We start from the raw sequence: 19,625 nt of genomic DNA, 5'->3' as shown, positions 1-19,625 counted from the left end.
GAAATGAAGGGCCCAGCGGCGAGCTCAACGAAAGAGCACGGAACCAACGGCACAGTAAGGCCGTTCCGCGGGCATAGGACAAGGAATCTGCTGGAAAAGGACAGCTAAAGGTGCCCGATGGGGAGGGCGAATGGCCAAAGTGGAAAAGAGCGAGCCAGAATTCTCGTTCCACGCACATACGACATCAAGCTCCAACGGCGGGGCCTTAAAGAGCAGGCGAAACGAGCCAGCGTGGGCTGCGAACGCGAGCGTGGGAGCGAAAGGGCCCTGTTTCAGGCCCCACGCAACGAGGGATCAGGCCTCGGGGATCTCCACGTCGTCGAGCCCGAGCTTCTGCACAATCCGCTCGAGATCGTCGAGATTCATGAATTCGAGTGTGACTTTGCCCTTGCGCTTACCCACATCGATGCGCACGGGTGCCTCGAGCTTGGTGGACAACTGCGACGTCAAGGACACCACGCGCGGGTTATAAGAACTACGGCGTGGCACGGCGCGCGTCGCCGTGGAGGATTCAACGCCGTTTGCAATCAGCCGCTCAACGGCGCGGACGCTCAGGCCTTCGCTCACGATGCGCTGGGCAAGCTCCTCTTGGAGCTGCACATCGTCGAGCCCCAGGAGAGCACGGGCGTGACCAGCGGAAAGAGCACCTGACTGCAGGCGACGCTGCACGAGGGGAGGGAGGCGCAGAAGGCGAAGAGTGTTCGAGATTTGCGGCCGCGAGCGACCGATCCGATCCGCCAGCTCATCCTGGGTGCAATTGAAATCCTCAAGCAGCTGACCGTAGGCGGCCGCCTCTTCGAGGGGATTCAACTGCGATCGGTGAAGGTTCTCGAGCAGTGCGTCGCGAAGGAGATCATCATCGGCTGTGGAGCGCACGATTGCGGGAATCGAATCGAGCCCCGCTCGTTTCGCCGCGCGCCAACGGCGCTCACCCATCACAATCTCGAATGACTCGCCATCAACGGAATCGGTCACAGGCCGCACGACGATCGGCTGAAGAACGCCAACCTCGCGCAGCGAGTACGCGAGTTCATCGAGCTCATCGTCATCGAAAACGGTACGCGGATTGCGGGGATTCTCTCGAATTTCCGCGATCGGCACTTCAACAAACTCAGCGCCGGGAACGGGCACAAGCCCGGCTTGCGCAGCTGCATTCGCGGGCGCGTTGCCGGGGGTAGCCGGCTGTTCGGCTGTGGGCGCCGCTGCTGCGGGCGCTTCAGCGGTCGGAGCGGGGCCCGACGGCTGCGTGGCCCGAGTCTTGTCTCCCTTCTCCGCGGGCTTCTCAGCGCCGACACGCGAAGTAGCAGTTTTCGCCGCGGGCTTTTTCCCGCCGCGTCGCTTCGAGCGCGCATCGCGTGCCCACGAATCGGCGAGCTCAAGATCAGCAGCCTTGCGGCGTTCACGAGCTTCCGCAGTGGAGGAGTCATCCGAGCTGAAGAACATGTCTACACCCCGAGTGCCGGCGGAAGTCGATTGTGCAACCTCGGCCTCGGTGGGGGCGGGGCTGGCGTCGGAATCCTTCTTCGAGGGTGAGGGGGGCTCGGTGCTTGTCGCGGAAGGCTCGGGGCTCTTTGCCTCGGGTGCTTCAGACTTTTCGCTGCTTGCTGGTTCGGAGCTGGGGATCAGCGCACCGATTCCCCTACCAAGGCCACGTTTCTTCGCCATGATCTCCTCGTTTCAGTTCTTCGGCTCGGGGCGACGGGAAATCTCGTGCGCGGCGGCGCGATACGCGAGGGCACCCGTGCTGTTGGGATCGTAATTGAGGACGGTTTGCGCGTAGCTCGGTGCTTCCGAGATGCGCACCGACCGGGGAATGACGGTGTCGAGGGTCTGCGTGGGGAAGTGTCCGCGCACGTCTTCAGCGACCTGCGCGGCGAGGCGGGTGCGCGCGTCGTACATCGTGAGCAAAATCGTGGACACCACGAGATCGGGATTGAGGTGTTTGCGGATGAGGTCGATGTTCTTCCACAGCATCGCGATGCCTTCGAGCGCGTAGTACTCGGCCTGAATCGGCATGAATACTTCGCGTGCGGCTACGAGCGCGTTGATGGTGAGCAGGCCGAGCGAGGGCGGGCAGTCGATAAGCACGTAGTCCAAGCGCGGCAGCCCCTGCTCTTCACGCTCGGTGAAGTAGTCGGCAAGCGCATTTTTGAGGCGCGATTCGCGCGCGACCATGGGGACGAGTTCGATCTCGGCCCCCGAAAGGTCAATTGTCGCGGGCGCGCACAGCAGTGATTCCGCTTCGGGAGAGGGGGTCACGATGGCCGAGAGGGGCTCGTCCTCAATAAGCACGTCGTAAAGTGAAGCGATTTCGGGATCATGCGGGATGCCGAGGGCCGTCGAGGCGTTGCCCTGGGGGTCCGAATCGATCACGAGAACGTTGAGGCCGCCCTTCGCGAGTGCCACCGCGACGTTGACGGCGCTCGACGTTTTACCGACGCCGCCCTTCTGGTTGGCGACGGCCATGATGCGGGTTTTTTCGGGCGCCGCGAAGGTCGCCTTCTCGAGGCGTTTGCGAAGCTCCATGTCGTTACGAAGCTGCCGCATGAGCGGTGTCTCATCGAGAGAGCTTTTCTTAGCCACGACGCGGCCCCTTTCGCCCCGATATCTCACGAACGTGTGCTCGTACCACTGTAGTAGGAACCTCCACGGACTGATCTCCGAATTCCTCAACGCGAACATCGACTGCACCGAGACGCGCAAGGGTCTTCGAAGCCTTCGCGACTTCGTCGCGTGCGCTCTTGCCCTTCATGACCACGAGCTCACCGCCAATGCGCACGAGCGGCACTGTCCACTTGGCGAGCTTGTCAAGCGCGGCAACGGCACGCGCCGTCACGGCATCAAACTCACGCTCGCCGTGCAGGTCCTCGGCCCGGGCGCGAACGACCTCGACGTTCACGAGACCGAGTTCCTCGATCGCACGCTCGAGGAAGTCCACGCGCCGCTGCATCGTTTCAATGAGGGTGACGTCGATGTCCTCGCGTGCGATGGCAATGACGAGCCCGGGCAGGCCCGCACCCGAGCCAACATCCGCGAGTGACTCCACGAGCCCCACGGGCCCGAGGGCTCGCACCATGAGCGCGCAATTGATGACGTGCCTCTCCCAGATCCGATCGACCTCGCGGGGGCCGATGAGGCCTTCCTCTGCTCCGCGGGTGCGCAGAATCTCCGCATACCGCTCGGCGAGCGAGAGACGTTCACCGAAAAGGTCGCGGGCGAGGGAATCGAGGTGTGCGGGGGCAGGAAGCATCAGTCTTGCGGGTAAATCACAACGTGGCGGGTTTTGCCCTCGCCATCCGATTCAGAGCAAAGGCCGTGGCGCTTCGCAACGTCGTGCACGACCTTGCGCTCAAACGGGTTCATAGGCTGAAGCGGAACGGGAACTTCGCCATTCTTCGCCTGCGCGACGGCCTTTTCCGCAAGTTCCTCAAGCTCGCTCTTGTGGCCTGCGCGGAAGCCACCGATGTCGAGCATGAGGCGCGAACGCACGCCCGTTTTCGTTTGCACGGCGAGGCGCGTGAGCTCTTGGAGAGCGTCGAGAAGCTCGCCCTTCGGCTCGTTCAGGGCACTCAGTTCGGCGGCACCGCGGATCTCCACGGAGGCACGGTCGCCATCAACGTCGATGTCAATATCGCCATCGAGGTCGGCGATGTCCATGAGTTCTTCGAGGTAATCGGCGGCAAAATCGCCCTCTTCTTCGAGGCGCGCGAGGCGCTCCTCAGCGGAGGCCTGTGCATTCGCCTTCTCGTTCTCGATCGTGTCGTTCTCGCTCATCGGGAATCCTTACTTCTTCTTACGCTTCTTACCGAGGGCGTTGCTCGACTTCGAGCCGCCTTTTTGGGTGCCACCGCCGTTTTCGGCCGCTTTCTTGCGGCGCTCTTCGATGGCTTTTGCGCGCTTCTCACGGGCACGCTGGAGCATTTCCTCGTCGCTCAGCTTGCGGCCGTTCTCGTACCGCTTGGGCTGAACGCGGATGTTTTCGGCCTTCGCCGCTTCCATTTCCTGCACGCGCTTGGACTTCTTCGGCGTGAAGTCAAGCGGTTCGAGGCCCTGCTTTGCGCGCTTCTTGTTGATGCGCTCGTGGCGTGCCTTCTCGGCCGCTGAGCCGGGGGTGGGGTTCTTCGAGATCATCCACCACTGCTGGCCGAACGTCCACACGTTGGTCGTGAGCCAGTAGCCGAGCACACCGATTGGCATTCCGGGACCCGAAAGCACGTAGATGAACGGGAGCATGTAGAGCATCATCTTCTGCGTGGACGCCATGGGCCCTTCGAGTGCCGACGGCGGCATGTTGCGCATCGTCAGCTCTTTCTGCGTGAGGAAGGTGACGAGCACCATGAGCGCGATGATGACGCCCGCGATGATCTTCGCGGAGATATCGCCCGAGAGGAACGAATCGGAAATGGTGGTTCCGCCGAAGATGCGCGCATTGTGGGCGCTATCGGCGAGCTCGGGCGTGAGGATGCCAAAGTTCGTGTTGTTTTGCGCGGCCTCCGGGAGCTTGTAGAAGAGCACGCGGAAGAGCGCGAAGAAGATCGGCATCTGGATGAGGACAGGAAGGCACGAGCCAACGGGGTTCGCGTCGTGCTCCCTGTAGACCTGCATCGTCTCGTTGGCCATCGCCTGGCGGGATTCCGGGTCGGTCTTGCCCTTGTACTTTTGCTGAATCGCCTTGAGCTCGGGAGCGGCGATCTGCATGCCGCGCGAGCTCTTAATCTGCTTGACGAAGAGCGGGAAGATGATGATGCGGACCACGACCGTGAGCAGCACGATCGACAGCAGCCAGGTCCACCCGGAATCGGGGTCCATCACGAAGGACAGCAGCTTGTGGGCCTGGACCATGATCCAGACGACAACCCATTCGATGGGGTAAAGAATGTTCAACTTCGGCCTTTTCTTCCTGCCGCTCGCATGCGCATGACGGTCATGCGATGAGCGGCCTGAGGTCGGGTGTTCGGGTCAAGCCTAGTGGGTGTGGGCGAACTTGGGGCTTTCAGTGTCCCGCTCGGTGACGGGTTTCGGGTTCGTCCACATGCCCGGGGCGGGGGTCGGGTCGATCCCGCCATGGCTCAGGGGGTTGCACCGCAGGATCCGCCACGCGGCGAGCAAGAGACCTTTGACGGTTCCGTGGCGGCGGATCGAGTCCACCGCGTACTGTGAGCACACGGGCGTGTACATGCATGCGGCGGGCAGGTACGGGGAGATGCCGCGCTGGTACGCGCGAAGGATTCCGACGGTTGCCTTCATCCCGCTGCGTCCTCCTTTTTCGCGGTGCGCCTTTCGAGCTTTCGTAGGGCGGAGGCCAAGGCGGAGTCGACTTCACCGGCGAGTGTGTCGTGGTCGATCTCGTTGATCCCCACTCGCGTGCGCACGACGACGCTCGCGTACGCGGGGAGAGAATCGAGGCGGGCCCTCATGATTTCCCGCAGGCGCCGCTTTGTGCGGCTGCGAACAACGGAGTTGCCAACCTTTTTTGACACGACAAATCCCACGCGCGGCTCCTCCTGGATCCTTTTGACCTCCGGGGAGGAAAGGACCGCGAGGTGCACGATCACGTGGGATCGAGCCGCTGACACGCCCTTGCGGGTGGTCAGGCGGAAGTCGTCGTTGTGACGTAGGCGGTTTACAGCCCGCACGTCACGCCGCGGCTCAGGCCGAGAGGGAGGCGCGGCCCTTCGAGCGGCGCGCGTTGATGATGGCGCGGCCCGCGCGGGTGCTCATGCGTGCGCGGAAGCCGTGCTTCTTGGCGCGGCGGCGGTTGTTCGGCTGGAACGTACGCTTGGTCATCTTTTCTCTCCAAATAAATCGGGGCCCTCATCTCCGGGAAGGAACCGCAATGCGGCCGGAGGGCCCGGTTAAAGACGGCCCGTGGGGCCGGTGGTTTCGGGTGTGTGCGCGAGATTCACGGTGTGGTTCTCGTGAACACAGACTGATCGAGTCTAGAATCGCGCGGCGGGCCGGTCAATGGATCGAGCCTTGATTCAGCGAAGTGTGCCTAGAATCTCATGGTTATCCCCAACGATTCGACAGAGTGTGCGCCTTCTTCCACTCCATTGGGCATAAATGTGGAAAACATGGTGGATAATTGTGGGCGTCCGCCGCACCCCCGATCCTCACGAGGAGCCCCGAATGGACGAGACCGCACTCGATCGCGACGCGCTGTGGGCCCAGTGCCAGCAGATTTTGCGCGCCGATGACTCAGTGTCGAATCGCCACCTCGCCTACGTCACGCTCTCAAGTTTGCGCGGATTTCTCGAGGATACGGCCCTTATTGCGGTGCCGAACGCGACCGTGAAGGACCTGTTTGAAATGCGGATTCCCGAGCAGCTTCGCTCGGCTCTCTCTCAGGCAATGGGCACGCAGGTGACGTTCGCGGTCACGATCGATCCCACGCTTGGTCTCGACGATGCCCCCGATTCGCCCGCGCCGGCCCCCGCTCCCGCCGTTGACAACATTGTGGATAACTCTGTGGATTCATCGGGAACAATCGGCATCCCCCCACGTCGCGATGGGGATAACTCTGTGAATGTGGCATCGCTGTGGTCGCAGCAACCGTCGGACCCCACGCCCTATTCCCCCTACACCCCGGCCGAGCCCGCCACGAGAACTGAGCGGACTGACGCGTCGCACGCTCCCTCCGAGCTTCCCAAGGGCTCTTCGCTCGGGAACGATTCGCGCCTAAACCCGAAGTACACCTTCGCGACATTCGTGGTGGGTGCCTCGAACCGCTTCGCCCAAGCCGCCGCCTACGCCGTGGCCGAGCAGCCCGCCCTCGCCTATAACCCTCTGTTCATCTACGGTGGCTCGGGACTCGGCAAGACTCACTTGCTCCACGCAACCGGGCACTACGCCAAGCAACTGCACCCGAATATCCAGGTGCGCTATGTGAACTCCGAGGAATTCACGAACGACTTCATCAACTCGGTGCAGTCGGGTCAGTTCGGTAAGGCCCAGGAATTTCAGCGACGCTACCGCGACATCGACATTCTGTTGATCGACGACATCCAGTTCCTCCAGCGCGCCCCCGAGACTCTCGAGGCGTTCTTCCACACGTTCAACACTCTGCACAACGCGAATAAACAGATCGTCATTACCTCGGATCTTCCGCCAAAACTTCTCGGCGGCCTCGAGGATCGCATGCGCTCACGCTTCGAAATGGGGCTCATGACCGACGTTCAGCCGCCGGATCTCGAGACCCGCATCGCGATTTTGCGTAAGAAGGTGGCGGCCGAGAACAACGAGGAGGTGCCACGCGAGGTACTCGAGTACATCGCTGAAAACATCTCCTCGAACATCCGCGAACTCGAAGGCGCCCTCATTCGCGTGCAGGCGCTGCACTCGCTGTCGAAGCAGCCCATGGATGTTGCCCTTGCGCAGAGCGTGCTCAAGGATTTGCTCACGCACGACGGCGGCGCGGAAATCACCCCGAATCTCATCATTGCGGAAACGGCATCGTACTTCGGTTTCGGTGTTGATGAAATTAAGGGCACTGCCCGCACTCGTGCGCTCGTCACGGCGAGGCAGTGCGCGATGTACCTGTGTCGCGAGCTCACGGAAATGCCGCTCATGGCGATCGGCGATGCTTTCGGCGGGCGTGATCACACGACCGTGATGCACGCTTACAGGAAGGTCTCGACCCTCATGAAGGAGCGCCGAGCCTTGTTTAACCAGGTTACGGAGCTCACGGCGCGGGTGAAAGCCAACGCTCAGGAGCAGGGTCGGCGCTAGGGCTCCGACGGTTGCGGCAAGTGCAACGCTCCTGCTCACGGGCAAGGTATCCAGAATTGTGGATAACTTTGTGGAGAATGTGCACGCACGGCATGACTCTTGTGAGTAGGGAGCGAGAGCGCACGCGAAAAAATGCCAGTTATGCCCAACACTTCCACAGCGCCTTGTCGTTACTCGCACCGAATCCGAAACTTGTAGTTTTCAGCCTGACCTGCAGAGATACTGGTTATCCACAGCATCAACAGCCGTAATTAAGAGGGTTGTTTAAACTTGGGACACGGGTGATGGGGAAAACTCGCGTTGCTGCAAATGCTCGAGCCTCGACGGATGTGGAAGCCTTGGGGACGAGAATGACAAACGTGTAATTTTGACCCAGGCGCGAAGTCAAGAATTTGGCTAAAGTTGGAAAGTACGCGCGAGGGCGCGGGAAGCTTTTTCGTAAAGGAGCCGAGGCGTGAAATTTCATCTTGATCGGGACGTGCTGAGTGATGCCGTGTCGTGGGCAACCCGCACTCTCCCGCAGCGCCCCGCAATGCCCATCCTCCAAGGCGTGAGGATCGTTGCCGAAGATGGCGAACTCAAGTTTTCCACCTTCGACTACGAAGTGAGCGCCCACATTTCCGTCGAGGCGGAAATCGATGAGCCCGGTGAGATTCTTGTGCAGGGCAAGATGCTCAACGACATCGTGCGCGCGCTTCCCCACAAAACGGTCTCCGTCGCCCACGAGGGCCCGAAGGTGGAGATCCTGTGTGGCTCCTCGCGGTTCTCGCTTGCGACCCTTCCCGTCGCCGAATACCCGGTTCTTCCCGAAATGCCTCCCGTGGTGGGCACGATCGATTCGGGAACCTTTGCACGCGCGATCGCGCAGGTCTCGATCGCCGCAAGCAAAGACGACGTGGTTCCGCTCCTCACGGGTGTGAAGGTCACAATCGAGGGCGAGAAGGTCATGATGGCCGCGACCGACCGCTACCGCCTCGCGGTTCGCGAGTTCACGTGGAACCCCGCGAACCCCTCGAGCGAACTGAGCGCACTCGTGCGTTCGCGCACCCTTACCGACGTTGCCCGCTCCCTCAGCGGGGGTAACGTCGAGGTCGCCCTCAGCGAAGGCGACTCCGCGAACCTCATCGGTTTTGAATCTTCGGGCCGCCGCACCACCTCGACCCTCGTTGATGGCGACTACCCGCCCGTGCTGCGCCTGTTCCCCGATGTCACTCCATACACCGTGAGTGTCGCGACCGCCCCGCTCATCGAGGCCGTCAAGCGCGTGAGCCTCGTGGCTGAGCGCAACACCCCCGTGCGCCTCACCTTTAGCGAGGGCCAGGTTGCTCTCGAAGCAGGCGACGGTGACGAGGCGCAGGCGAGCGAAGTTCTCGAGGCCAACGTTGAAGGCGGCGACCTCGTGGTGGGCTACAACTCGGGCTTCCTGCTCGATGGTCTCGGCGCGCTCGGCACCGATTTCACGCACTTCTCGCTTCCCGATTCGGTCAAGCCGACGGTGCTGCGTGGCCAAGAGTCGCTCGAAGCGTCGCCGGAGGAGCACTACCGCTACCTCCTCATGCCCATGCGCATCTGAGCGCCTGATCCTCGATGCACCTCAAGGCGCTCGAACTCACCAACTACCGCTCCTACGCGCATGCCTTCTTGCGCTTCACACCCGGGATCACCGTGTTCGTGGGGGCAAACGGCCAGGGCAAAACGAACATCGTCGAAGCCCTCTGGTACCTCGCAACCCTTTCCTCGCACCGCGTGGCACACGATGCCGCACTCGTGCGCCGAGGCGAGAAAACTGCGATCATCCGCGCGATGTGCGAGCGTGCTGGACGCGATGTACGGATCGACATGCAGATCGCCCCCGGTCGAACGAACGAGGTGCGCCTTCACTCACAGCCGCTTGCGCGCCCCCGCGAAATCCTCGGTCAGGTGCGCGCCGTGATGTTCTCGCCCGAGGATCTCGCCCTTGTGAAGGGCGAACCCGAAGGCCGGCGCCGCTTCCTCGACGAAATCCTTTTCGAAATCGCCCCCCGTTTTGCGAGCATCAAATCCGACTACGACAAGGTTCTTCGCCAGCGCAATCACCTTCTCAAACAGATGCGCGCGATGAATAAGGGCCGCGGCGGAAAACACGCTGCAGACGAGATTGGTGGCATGGACCCGCGCGAGGCGGCGGAAACGACGCTCGCCGTATGGGATGAACAGCTCGCCCGCCGCGGCGCTGAACTCATGCGTGCACGGCTCCACCTCGTCAACCGCCTTCGCCCCCACGTGGGCTACTCCTACTTGCGCGTTTCGAGCGACGAAGGCGCCGACCCCAATCTTGGCCTGGGCCCCGAAGGGCGCGGTGCAGTGTCGAGTCCCGCGAATATCCGCTACGCCTCGAGCGTTCTCGAGGGAGGGCTCGCCGCCGCGACCGATGCCGAAACGACCCGTGACGAACCGCCCCTGCCGAGCCTCCAGCAGCTCCACGACGCCCTCCTCGCCCACATCGCTGAGCGCCGCGACGATGAAATTGACCGCGGCGTGAGCCTCGTGGGGCCCCACCGCGATGACCTCGAAATTCGCCTGAGTGACTTTCCCGCGAAGGGATATGCAAGCCATGGCGAATCGTGGTCCCTCGCCCTCGCGCTGCGCCTCGGCTCCTACGACCTCCTCACGATCGAAGAGGGCGACCTCGGCGACGGCGAACCGATCCTTATCCTTGACGACGTGTTCAGCGAGCTCGATGCTCACCGTCGCGAGCGCCTGGGGCGCATCATCAAAGGCGCTGCCCAAGTGCTCATCACGACGGCAAACGACGCCGACATCCCCCGTTCCATTGGCAACGACGTGCATGTGGTGGACGTCGTGAAGGGCTCCGCAACCGTGCGCGAGGGCGGGCCGCGCGGGGCGAGCGACATGGGGGCCACGTGGTGAGTGAAACCAGCGGCGGTCACGGTCGGCAAAGGCCATCACTGAATCCCTATGCCCTCGGAACGTGGCAGCAGGGTGGTGGTGCCGAGCAAGGGCACGGTGTTCCCGAACAGGTTGCGGGGCAGCCCCGTGCCGAAGGTGGGGGCGAGGGCAGCGAAGCAAGCGTCGGACCGCGAATGACCGATGAGCTCGCGCCCGATACCGACGCGAAACCTCGTGACTTCTCGCGCCCCGATGAGCTCGGCCGGCGCGCCCTCAACCAGGCTCGTGCCGCCGCGAAGAAACACGGCTATCGGCCGCGCGCGAGCCGTCTTACGAAACCCAAAGGTGATCCGCGTGGTGAGCGAGCCCAGGGTGCCGGCTATTCGGGGGCGCGGCCCGATCCGCGCGATCCACAGCGCCTGAACACCGTGCTCGAGAAGATGCTCGTGAACCTCGGGTGGGATCGCGGTCTGAGCGCGGGGCGCGTGCTCGCCGAATGGGACGACATTGTGGGGCCGGCCATCGCACAGCACTCCCACATCGAAAGCTTCGAGGAAGGCATGCTCGTGGTGAGCACCGATTCATCGGCGTGGGCGGCGCAGCTGCGCATGCTGGGGCCGCAAATCGTGACCCGAATCCACGAGCGCGTGGGAGCGCAGGTCGTGAGCGAGATCAAGGTTGTGGGGCCGAGCACGCAATCCTGGAAGAAGGGCCGGCGCACCGTACATTGGCGGGGACCGCGCGACACCTACGGGTAGTGCAGCCGCGAGTAAGGGCTGGGGGAGGTGCTGATAGGGGGCAGTGAAGAGTGTGCGGGTGTGGCTCTGAGATGCAAAAGAGGGCCGAAGCCACTTGGCTCCGGCCCTCTGTTTTACAGGGCACCTATGGGATCAGGCCCGACGCTTGCGAGCGATCATCGCGCCACCAGCTGCGAGCAGCGAGAAGGCGAGACCCGCAACGGCGAGGCTCTCGGCACCGGTGCGCGGAAGCGGGCCGCGACCCGCATCAGCCTTATCGGGAGCAGCCTTACCCGGAGTCGAAGGCTCAGCCTTGCCACCGTTGCCGTCACCCGAATCGCTGATCGGCGTGCTTTCCCCATCAGCGGCAGGGTCGCCCGTGGGATCCTCGGCCGGGTCTTCGCCGTGATCCGAGGGCTCCTCGGCACCGTCGTCGATCGGGAGGTCAACCGCGGGCGCGGCCGACGTGCTCACGTCCCAGTTCTTCGCAAAGAAGTTCGCCGGATCGATCGTCTTGTTCTTGATCGCCCAGTCGATCATGAGGTCACGGATGGCCATCTGCTCGTCGTAGACGATTTCGGCATCCTTGACGGCCGGATAGCCCGAGCCGCCCGACTGGCGATAGTTGTTGAGCGCGAGGATGAACTCGTCGTTATCCTTCACGGGGGTACCGTCGGGCCACGTGAGGTTCTCGATGCGCTCCCCAACGGGCTTGGAGATGTTGATGTGGTAGCTCACGCCCGAGAGAACGTCGTAGGAGTAGTCGGGAATGCCGCGGGTCATGCCGTCGTACTGGGCGTTCGTGACGGTCGACCAATCGTCGATCTTCGCGCCCTCCTCCTGCTGCTTGTAGTAGCGAGCCGAGTGCTCGAGGTATTCCTTGAGCTGCGCGCCATTCATCTTCACACCCAAGAGGGTGTTGTCGTAGATGTAGAGCGAGGCCATATCGGCGATCGTGACATCGCCCTTCTTGAACACGGCCTCGCGTGAGAACGGCGAGGCTTCCGCAACGATCGGCAGGCCTTCGTTCTTGGTGCCCTTCATCGCGCGCTTGATCTCTTCGGTCTGCACGTAGTTGATGAAGTCGAGGATCGCGGTGTCCTCCCATGCCGAATCGGCGGCGGGCATGTCTTCGGTTGCCTGTGCAACGACCTTCTCGACCCATTCCTTGGTCTTCTCGTGCCAATCGGAAATGAGCTTTTCAATTTCGGGATCGGCGGAGTAAGCCGCGGCATTGAGGGCAACGGCGCTCGGCTTCTCTTTCTCGTTCCAGTCGACAACGACCTTGTCATTGTCGAGGCTGAGCGGGATCGTGATGTTCGAAAGGAAACGCCCGTGGTAGCCGGGCTGCGTGAAGAGAACCTCGTGACCGTCCTTGTTGGTGTAGTAGTTCTGCACCTGATCGGTCTGATGCGAGTGACCGCCGATCACGACATCGACACCGGAGGTGTTCTCGGCGATCGAGCGCGCGGCGTTTTCCTGGAGGTCCTTCGGATCCCATTTGTAGCCCTCGGGGTCGAGGCCAGTGTGGGCGAGAACGACGACGACATCCGCGCCCTGCTTCTTCACCTCGGGAACGTATTTCTGGACAGCCTCGACCTGGTCGCCGAAGTTGAGGGACTCAACCTTTTTGCCGTCCCAGCCGGGGATACCGGGCGTCACGACGCCGATCACGGCGATCTTCACGTCGTGGCCGTCGGCGGTCTTCTTATTCACGAAGGTGTAGGGCTCGAGGTAGGGCTCGCCGGTCTTCTTATCGGTGACGTTAGCGCCGAGGAGAGGGAATTCGAGAGCGCTCTTGTAGTCCTGGAGTTCGTCGAGGCCGTAGTTGAACTCGTGGTTGCCCACGACGCCCGCGTCGTACTTGAGGTAGTTGTAGATCGTCGCGATCGGGTCAACGTCGCCAGGCTTGTGGTCGCGCTTGTAGACCGTCTCGAGGGAGGAGCCCTGGTTGGCGTCGCCGTTGTCGAGGAGCGCAACAGCGTCCTTACCCTTGTCCTTGCGGATGTCCGCGATCGCGGTGGCGAGGTGGTCCATGCCGCGAAGATTCTTCGGGTTCTCAGAGGTGCCGAAGGGCTCGCCCGTGAAGTAGTTGTAGTTCAGCGCCGTGCCGTGGGTGTCGGTCGTCGCAAGAATCGTGATGTCGTCGATGTCGGTTCGGTCGCCGTCGGCCGCGAACGCGGGGGCTCCCGCGGTAAGGAAAAGTAGGCCGGTGAGCGCAGCTGCCGTTGCTTTGCGCATGGGATCTTCTGGTGAATGTGGAGGGATAGCGGGCGTTTCGGAATTTAAGCGCAGAAAGTTACGGGTGGGTGAACGGCGGGGCACGGCACAGGGTCACTTTGACAGGACCGGAAGGTTCCGACGGCTGACCAGGCCTTTCATTTTTTCCGTGTCATTTTTTGAGCAACTGGCCACTTAAGTCCCGCATTGTGTCTAGGCTTCAGTGATAACTGAGTCACATACTCTCCTCTCGTCTCTTCCCCGGCTTCGAGTCTGGCGTGTTGAAGATCCCGGTGTTCTCGGTTTGTTTCCTCGCAGTTTTATTCAAAGGAGAACAGCGTGTCCCCAGGCTTTATGCGCAAGGTGCTTGCCGCGTTGTCGGTGAGCGCCGTCGCCGCGGGTTTTGCCGTCCCGGCAGCGCTCGCAGCGCCTACCGATGATCACGAATCAGCGCCGGCGATCTCGCCGATTCAGCGCGCGGCGATTCAGAAGCAGCGTGAGAAGCGGGGCACTCGCCCCGTGTCCAATGAACGCGTGCGCGTTGTCGTCATGCTGAAGGAGCAGCCGCAAGCCCCGAGCGAATCCGGTGAGAAGAGCCGTCTTTCGCAACAAGCAAAGTTGCTTGAGTCGTGGAAAGCGAAGTACGACCTGAAGGTGGATCGACAGTTCGGGTATCTCGTCAATGGCTTCAGTGCCGAAATGCCCGAGGGCAAGATCCAAAACCTCGCGACCGAGAAGCAGGTTGCCTCGGTGCGCCGCGAGCGCGTGTACTACCAGAGCGAATACTCGGCACGTGAGCTTCAGGGTGTTCCCGCGGCATACAAAGACTTCGGCGTTGACGGCGAGGGAACGGTGATCTCGATCATCGACTCGGGTGTGTATGCGGGCCACCCGGATATGCGCCTTGACGACGGCGTTTTTAAGAACGCAAAAATCACGAGCATCAATCCCGAAGCGGCCGGCAAGTTCAACGAGAAGGTGCCGACGGGCTACAACTACGCGGATGACAACTTCGAGGTCATGGACCTCACCGATTCGCAGCACGGCCAGCACGTTGCGGGTATTACCGCGGCGAATGGCTCCGAGGGGGATACCCCTGACTTTGCCTCGACCGGCCGCATCGACGGCGCAGCTCCGAATGCGCAGTTGCTGGCGATGAAGGTCTTCTCGAACGACCCGAAGAAGTCAGCTAGCGCGAATGATGGCGATATCATCGCCGCGATCGAAGACTCGGTGAAGCTCAAGGCCGATGTCATCAACATGTCGCTCGGCAGCCCGAATGGTGTTCCGGATCTTTCCGACGGCGCCTATGAGGCCATGAAGAAGGCCCGCGAAGAGGGCGTGATCACGCTCGTGGCCGCGGGTAACGAAGGCCAGAACTTCTCGCTCGAGGGTGGGCCGGACGACGCGCTCGGCCGCCTCGATGATGGCACGGCGGGCAGTCCCTCGACGAACGATTCGGCATTCTCGATTGCCTCGGTGAACAACTCGACCCTGAGTGTTCCGCTCGCGTACTTTGAGGCGAACGGCGAGCGCACCGACATCGGTTACCTCGAGGGCGTGGGTGAGCCCGACGGCAAGCCTCACCCGTACGAGTACGTGGGTCTCGGCCGCCCGGAGGACTACAAGGACGGCATCGACCTCAAGGGCAAGTACGCGCTCATTTCGCGCGGCGAGATTTCGTTCGCGGAAAAGTTCCAGTACGCCCTTGACCACGGCGCGGAAGGCGTCATGGTGTTCAACAGCGACGGCGAAGAGGGTTACCGCGGCATGGCGGGCATCGACAAGTTCGAGACCTTCGGTGCTGCCCTCACGAACGAGCAGGGCCACCAGCTCATCGACGCCCTTAAAGCAGACCCGAACGCGACCGTGACGTTCACCGACGAGATCAAGCAGGATCCCGCCCCCGATGGTCTCGAGCCCAGCTCGTTTACGTCGTGGGGCACCCCGAACGACTTGTCGTTCAAGCCCCAGCTCGCGGGCATCGGCGGCAACGTGTACTCGACCGTCGGCGAAAACGAGTACGAGAACATGAGCGGCACGTCGATGGCGACCCCGAATGTCGCGGGCCTCAGCGCGCTTCTCACGCAGAAGTTCGCGGAGCGCTTCCCGAACATCACGGGTAAAGAACGCGTCGAGCTCATCGAAACCTCACTCATGAACACCGCGAAGATCCTCGAAAACGAGGACGGCACCCCGTACCTCCCGCGCCAGATCGGGGCGGGTCTCGCGGAGGTCGATCGCGCGCTCGCCACTGACGCCACCGCCACCGTGGATGGCGAGGCAGCCGTCGCACTCAAGCAGATTAATGGGCCGACGACCTTCACCGTCACGCTCACAAACCGCGGCGATCAGGACCACGCGTTCTCGATTCCCGCGCAAAAGGTGCTCGGGGAAACCAATGAGGCGGGGCAGCCGACCCTCGCCAAAGTCTCGAGCGAGTCGCTTGCGGCGTCGGCCTCGAGGGTGACCGTGCCCGCGGGCGGAACCGCCACGGTGCAGTTCACCCTCACCCCGCACACCGGTGCGGGCAATCACTTCATCGAGGGCTGGGCCCAGTTCAAGGGCGAGAACGGCGCGCTTGACCTCGCCGTTCCCTACCTCGGTTTCGTGGGCGACTGGAACGAGGAGAACATCATCCAGGAGCCGGGCAAGCCGTGGATCGACGATGGCCCCGCCGACAACACGAACCTCGTGGGCGCCCTCGGTGAGGACACCGCCCAGTTCAACAACCCGGATGAAGAGCCGCTTGCGCTTTCGCCGAACGGCGACGGCGTTCTCGACACGGTGACGCCGGGCATGCTGCTCATGCGTAACGCGGATGAGGTCGAATACGAGATTCTCGACGCGAACGGCAAGGTCATCGCGAGCCTCGGCAAGGATGAGATGCTTCGACGCATGATCGGCTCGAAGGTGCCGACCGCGTTCGACGGCGACCTCACGTTCATGGGTCGCTCCTTCGACGGCACGCTGTGGGATAAGTCGACGGGTGAGCAAACACCACTTGCCGATGGCTCCTACACGTTCCGCCTCAAGGCGCGCATCGCCGAGGGCTACGAACCACAAATCACGGATCTCCCGTTCACCGTGGACACCGCGGCGCCTACGGTCGAGATTCTCGACAAGGAACCGGGCCGCGTGCACTTCACGGCCGTCGATAATCAGGGCGGCACGGGCATCCTCGACGATCCGATCGTGCTTGATGCGAACGGCGACCAGGTAGAGGTCGAGAAGCAGGCCGATGGCAGCTTCGTGGCAACGTTCGACCCCGCCACCCCGTATGTGACGGTTGGAGCGCTCGACAACGGCTTCAACGAGGGCTCCACGATCGTCACCTTCAGCACCGAACCTCTGTTCGTGAACGTCAACGGATACAGCATCCCCGAGGGCGAGAGCGCGTACGTGGGTAAGGATTCCGACGGTGCCCTCGAAATATCGGGTGTTGTGCAGGGAGAGGTTTCCCGCGTCACCGTGAACGGTGAGGAAGCGAAGATTACTGATGGCACGTTCGAGTACGTCGATAACGCCTACAAGGGCCCCGAGCCTTACACGCTCGAGGTTGTGGCCTACGATGCCTCCGGCAAGGAACTGGCGAAGCGCACGATCACGGTGGAGCAGGATGCGAAAGCGCCCACCATCACGATCGACAAGAGTGCGCTCAACGACAACGGCAAGCTCGTTGTAGCCGAGGACGGCAGCTTCACGCTTTCCGGCACGATTGCCGATGAGCGCGAGAACGCCGACCTGAAGGCGTGGATCTTCAACGAACCCGTCGAGGTCAAGCCGGATGGCACCTTCACGTACACCGGGAAGGTCGATCCGAATGTTCCCGTCGTGACCGTGGTGGCGAGCGATGGCGCCACGGAGGGCACCCTCGATGTCGAGATCGAGGGCCGCGAGGCGCCTGCCCCCGAGGAACAACCCGAAGGCAACGGCTTTGCTCGCCCGACCTACGACATCGAGACGTGCGATGCGGAAGAGAACTGGTGCGACATCAGCTCGAAGAGTGAGGGTGTGAGTGAGGATGGAAAAACTCTCCACCTCACCGGCAAGATCCAGGATCCCGTGAGCTCGATCGAGTTCATTCCCACCTCGCGTGCGAAGGATGGCACGATCACGAGGAACGAGCCGATCGCCGCGACGATCGAGGGCGACACGTTTAGCGTTGACCTCCCGATCGACGTGGGCATCATCGATTTCCACCAGATCGTGAAGGACGACAAGGGCGAGGAGCAGTTCAGTGGCTCGTTCCGCCTGTGGGTGGATATCAAGCCGCCGAGCCTCCACTTCACGGAGCCGGGTCTCGTGGGTGGCACGCTCTACACGAACACCGATGACGTCACCTTCAAGGGATCGATCAGCGATGACGGCTGGGGTCACTACCTCGCGATCAACAACGAGTACCTGACCGACTTCGTGCGGTACAACCACACGGGTGAGGAGGTTAATCGCCAGGAGTTCGAGCGCCTCGTGACGGTTCGCGACGGCGACAAGCTCCTCGTGTACTCGAACGACTCGATGGGCAATGAGCTCGTCGCGGTCATTCCCGTTGTTGTCGATAAAGAGGCGCCCACCGTCGGCGTCGATACCGTCAAGGACATGGAGGTGATCCGCGACCAGCGCGAGCTCGAGGCGTGGGGCGAGGATCCGAACCTTGCCAACGTCGCGGTGAGCCTCAACGGTAAGGAGATCTACAACGAGAACACTGAGCTGACGAGCAAAGCCGCAACGATCGACGGCGTGCTCGCGCCGCCCGAGACGACCGACGGCGACAATGCGGAGGAGGTCACCCCGAACAGCGAGAATGCTGAAGAGGCTGCTTCCGATGCGGGCGACAGGAGTGCGCCTCGGCCGACGACCGTCGTGGATGGCACCGAGACGAGCACCGCGCAAACCCGGCTCGGCACGAAGATCACGACGGCTGATCTCCCGGCTGGTTTCTACACGGCCAGCGTGAAGGCGACCGACCTTGCCGGCAACGTCACGACGCACACCAAGACGTTCATCGTCGACGACGATGCCATGATCGAAGGACCCGACACGGTGGCCTTCGAGGTCGAGAACGGTGCGCTCGCCGACCAGGCAGCCGCCGCGAAGCAGGTTCTCGACCACTACACGGTGACCGACGACGGCTCGGCGTTCAAGGACGGCGACACGACTCTCGCGCTCGCGCCCGGCACGGTCCTCGTGCCAGGCGAGCAGAAGGTCACGCTCGTCGCCACGGATGCCGACGGCCGCGCGGTTGTGCGTGTCGTGACGGTGACCATTACCGAGAAGCAGAAGGCCCCCGAGCCGAGCACGCCGGAGAACCCGGCGAACCCTGGCGATGATGCGCCCGAGCGCCCCGCAAATCCGGATACGGATGGCGGGAGGAACCCCGGTAAGCCACCCGTGAATGGTGGCGGCGAGGGTTCTCAGGCACCGGGGAAGTCCGACGGTTCCTCGGCCGAACGTCCGTCGAGGATTCCTTCGCGGGATGCCTCCTCGCCTCGTGGCTCGCATATGCCACGTACGGGTGCGGAGATTGCGGCGACCGCGGGCGTTGCAGCGCTCATTGTGCTCGGCGGCGTGGCGATCGTTGTGCTAGCGAGGAGGCGAGGCAAGAAGTAACGGATGGGCATTTGAGGGCATGTGCTCTCGAAGCAGTGATGCCCTGAGGTAGGTCCGGGAACGGGCCAAGAATTGGTGGGGTGCTGAAGGCCGGCAAGCGTCGGACTTCGCGCCCCACCTTTTTTCCGTGGATTGCATAGGGGTTGTGGGGGTAATTCTGGTTTGGTCCGGCCCGGCCGCCCCGGGTGGTTCAAACCCCCGTTAGCCCTATGCAATCCGAGGGCTCCCATCGCTCAAACCCCCGTTAGCCCTATGGAATCCCGGGGGGTCGATCGCCCAAACCCCCACAACCCCTATGCAATTCAGGGGGAGGGGGCTGTGCTGACCGACACACGAGACCGCGATATGCACGCATGAACCAATTTCTGGGGTTCCCGTGCGGTAAAATTTGAGGGTTGAGAGTGGTCGAGTCCCGCTCAGCGGCCCGCAAATGGCCCTGAG

The 19,625-nt window shown here is 62.5% G+C and carries 14 protein-coding genes; 5 read left to right on the top strand and 9 right to left on the bottom strand.

Annotated elements, in window-relative coordinates; translation table 11 throughout:
• Positions 1 to 294: 294 nt before the first annotated feature.
• The 8 genes from D8M36_RS03290 to rpmH all read right to left on the bottom strand — a co-directional run bounded on the left by D8M36_RS03290 (position 295) and on the right by rpmH (position 5,787).
• Positions 295 to 1,665, bottom strand: coding sequence for a ParB/RepB/Spo0J family partition protein (locus D8M36_RS03290; RefSeq protein WP_126846714.1), 1,371 nt, complete (start codon positions 1,663 to 1,665; stop codon positions 295 to 297).
• Between the two features lie 12 nt (positions 1,666 to 1,677).
• Complete coding sequence (locus D8M36_RS03285) at positions 1,678 to 2,547, bottom strand: ParA family protein (protein ID WP_274542644.1); 870 nt, start codon at positions 2,545 to 2,547, stop codon at positions 1,678 to 1,680.
• A gap of 28 nt (positions 2,548 to 2,575) precedes the next feature.
• Positions 2,576 to 3,250, bottom strand: coding sequence for a 16S rRNA (guanine(527)-N(7))-methyltransferase RsmG (gene rsmG / locus D8M36_RS03280; protein WP_126846712.1), 675 nt, complete (start codon positions 3,248 to 3,250; stop codon positions 2,576 to 2,578).
• On the bottom strand, positions 3,250 to 3,774 hold the full coding sequence (locus D8M36_RS03275; protein WP_126846710.1) for a Jag family protein: 525 nt from the start codon (positions 3,772 to 3,774) through the stop codon (positions 3,250 to 3,252). Before D8M36_RS03275 ends, rsmG begins: the two co-directional genes overlap by 1 nt.
• 9 nt (positions 3,775 to 3,783) lie before the next feature.
• Positions 3,784 to 4,884 (bottom strand): membrane protein insertase YidC, encoded by a 1,101-nt coding sequence (yidC, locus tag D8M36_RS03270; protein ID WP_126846708.1) that lies wholly within the window; start codon positions 4,882 to 4,884, stop codon positions 3,784 to 3,786.
• Between the two features lie 81 nt (positions 4,885 to 4,965).
• Positions 4,966 to 5,247 (bottom strand): membrane protein insertion efficiency factor YidD, encoded by a 282-nt coding sequence (gene yidD / locus D8M36_RS03265; RefSeq protein WP_126846707.1) that lies wholly within the window; start codon positions 5,245 to 5,247, stop codon positions 4,966 to 4,968.
• The gene (gene rnpA / locus D8M36_RS03260) at positions 5,244 to 5,636 is read right to left on the bottom strand and encodes a ribonuclease P protein component (protein ID WP_126846705.1); all 393 of its coding nucleotides are present in this window, start codon (positions 5,634 to 5,636) and stop codon (positions 5,244 to 5,246) included. Before rnpA ends, yidD begins: the two co-directional genes overlap by 4 nt.
• 13 nt (positions 5,637 to 5,649) lie before the next feature.
• Positions 5,650 to 5,787 (bottom strand): 50S ribosomal protein L34, encoded by a 138-nt coding sequence (gene rpmH / locus D8M36_RS03255; protein WP_016663525.1) that lies wholly within the window; start codon positions 5,785 to 5,787, stop codon positions 5,650 to 5,652.
• Between the two features lie 342 nt (positions 5,788 to 6,129).
• On the opposite strand from rpmH, the gene dnaA reads away from it, so the two are divergent.
• From dnaA to D8M36_RS03235, 4 genes are all read left to right on the top strand, one after another.
• Positions 6,130 to 7,728, top strand: coding sequence for a chromosomal replication initiator protein DnaA (gene dnaA, locus D8M36_RS03250; RefSeq protein ID WP_126846703.1), 1,599 nt, complete (start codon positions 6,130 to 6,132; stop codon positions 7,726 to 7,728).
• Positions 7,729 to 8,182: 454 nt separating this feature from the next.
• The gene (dnaN, locus tag D8M36_RS03245; RefSeq protein WP_126846701.1) at positions 8,183 to 9,301 is read left to right on the top strand and encodes a DNA polymerase III subunit beta; all 1,119 of its coding nucleotides are present in this window, start codon (positions 8,183 to 8,185) and stop codon (positions 9,299 to 9,301) included.
• Positions 9,302 to 9,315: 14 nt separating this feature from the next.
• Positions 9,316 to 10,638, top strand: coding sequence for a DNA replication/repair protein RecF (gene recF, locus D8M36_RS03240; RefSeq protein WP_126846699.1), 1,323 nt, complete (start codon positions 9,316 to 9,318; stop codon positions 10,636 to 10,638).
• Positions 10,635 to 11,375, top strand: a complete 741-nt coding sequence (locus D8M36_RS03235; RefSeq protein ID WP_126846697.1) for a DUF721 domain-containing protein — start codon at positions 10,635 to 10,637, stop codon at positions 11,373 to 11,375. The genes recF and D8M36_RS03235 overlap by 4 nt, the downstream gene beginning before the upstream one ends.
• A gap of 132 nt (positions 11,376 to 11,507) precedes the next feature.
• Here the strand turns inward: D8M36_RS03235 and D8M36_RS03230 are convergent, their stop codons facing one another.
• A complete protein-coding gene (locus D8M36_RS03230; RefSeq protein WP_126846695.1) occupies positions 11,508 to 13,595 on the bottom strand; it encodes a bifunctional metallophosphatase/5'-nucleotidase in 2,088 nt (695 codons plus the stop codon).
• Positions 13,596 to 13,913: 318 nt separating this feature from the next.
• Between D8M36_RS03230 and D8M36_RS03225 the strand changes: the two genes are divergently transcribed.
• Entirely contained in the window at positions 13,914 to 19,184 is a 5,271-nt protein-coding gene (locus D8M36_RS03225) for a S8 family serine peptidase (protein WP_126846693.1), read from the top strand.
• Positions 19,185 to 19,625 lie beyond the last annotated feature (441 nt).

It is taken from the genome of Dermabacter sp. HSID17554 (assembly GCF_003989295.1).
Lineage (GTDB): Bacteria > Actinomycetota > Actinomycetes > Actinomycetales > Dermabacteraceae > Dermabacter > Dermabacter vaginalis.
The sequence above is the reverse complement of the archived record's forward strand: the minus strand, read 5'-3'. Positions and strand labels throughout refer to the sequence as shown.

Coding starts and splice junctions, on each gene's coding strand:
- D8M36_RS03230 (WP_126846695.1), bottom strand. CDS start 13,595: ATGCGCAAAGCAACGGCAGCTGCGCTCACCGGCCTACTTTTCCTTACC.
- dnaA (WP_126846703.1), top strand. CDS start 6,130: ATGGACGAGACCGCACTCGATCGCGACGCGCTGTGGGCCCAGTGCCAG.
- yidD (WP_126846707.1), bottom strand. CDS start 5,247: ATGAAGGCAACCGTCGGAATCCTTCGCGCGTACCAGCGCGGCATCTCC.
- D8M36_RS03290 (WP_126846714.1), bottom strand. CDS start 1,665: ATGGCGAAGAAACGTGGCCTTGGTAGGGGAATCGGTGCGCTGATCCCC.
- D8M36_RS03275 (WP_126846710.1), bottom strand. CDS start 3,774: ATGAGCGAGAACGACACGATCGAGAACGAGAAGGCGAATGCACAGGCC.
- recF (WP_126846699.1), top strand. CDS start 9,316: ATGCACCTCAAGGCGCTCGAACTCACCAACTACCGCTCCTACGCGCAT.
- rpmH (WP_016663525.1), bottom strand. CDS start 5,787: ATGACCAAGCGTACGTTCCAGCCGAACAACCGCCGCCGCGCCAAGAAG.
- D8M36_RS03285 (WP_274542644.1), bottom strand. CDS start 2,547: ATGCGGCAGCTTCGTAACGACATGGAGCTTCGCAAACGCCTCGAGAAG.
- rsmG (WP_126846712.1), bottom strand. CDS start 3,250: ATGCTTCCTGCCCCCGCACACCTCGATTCCCTCGCCCGCGACCTTTTC.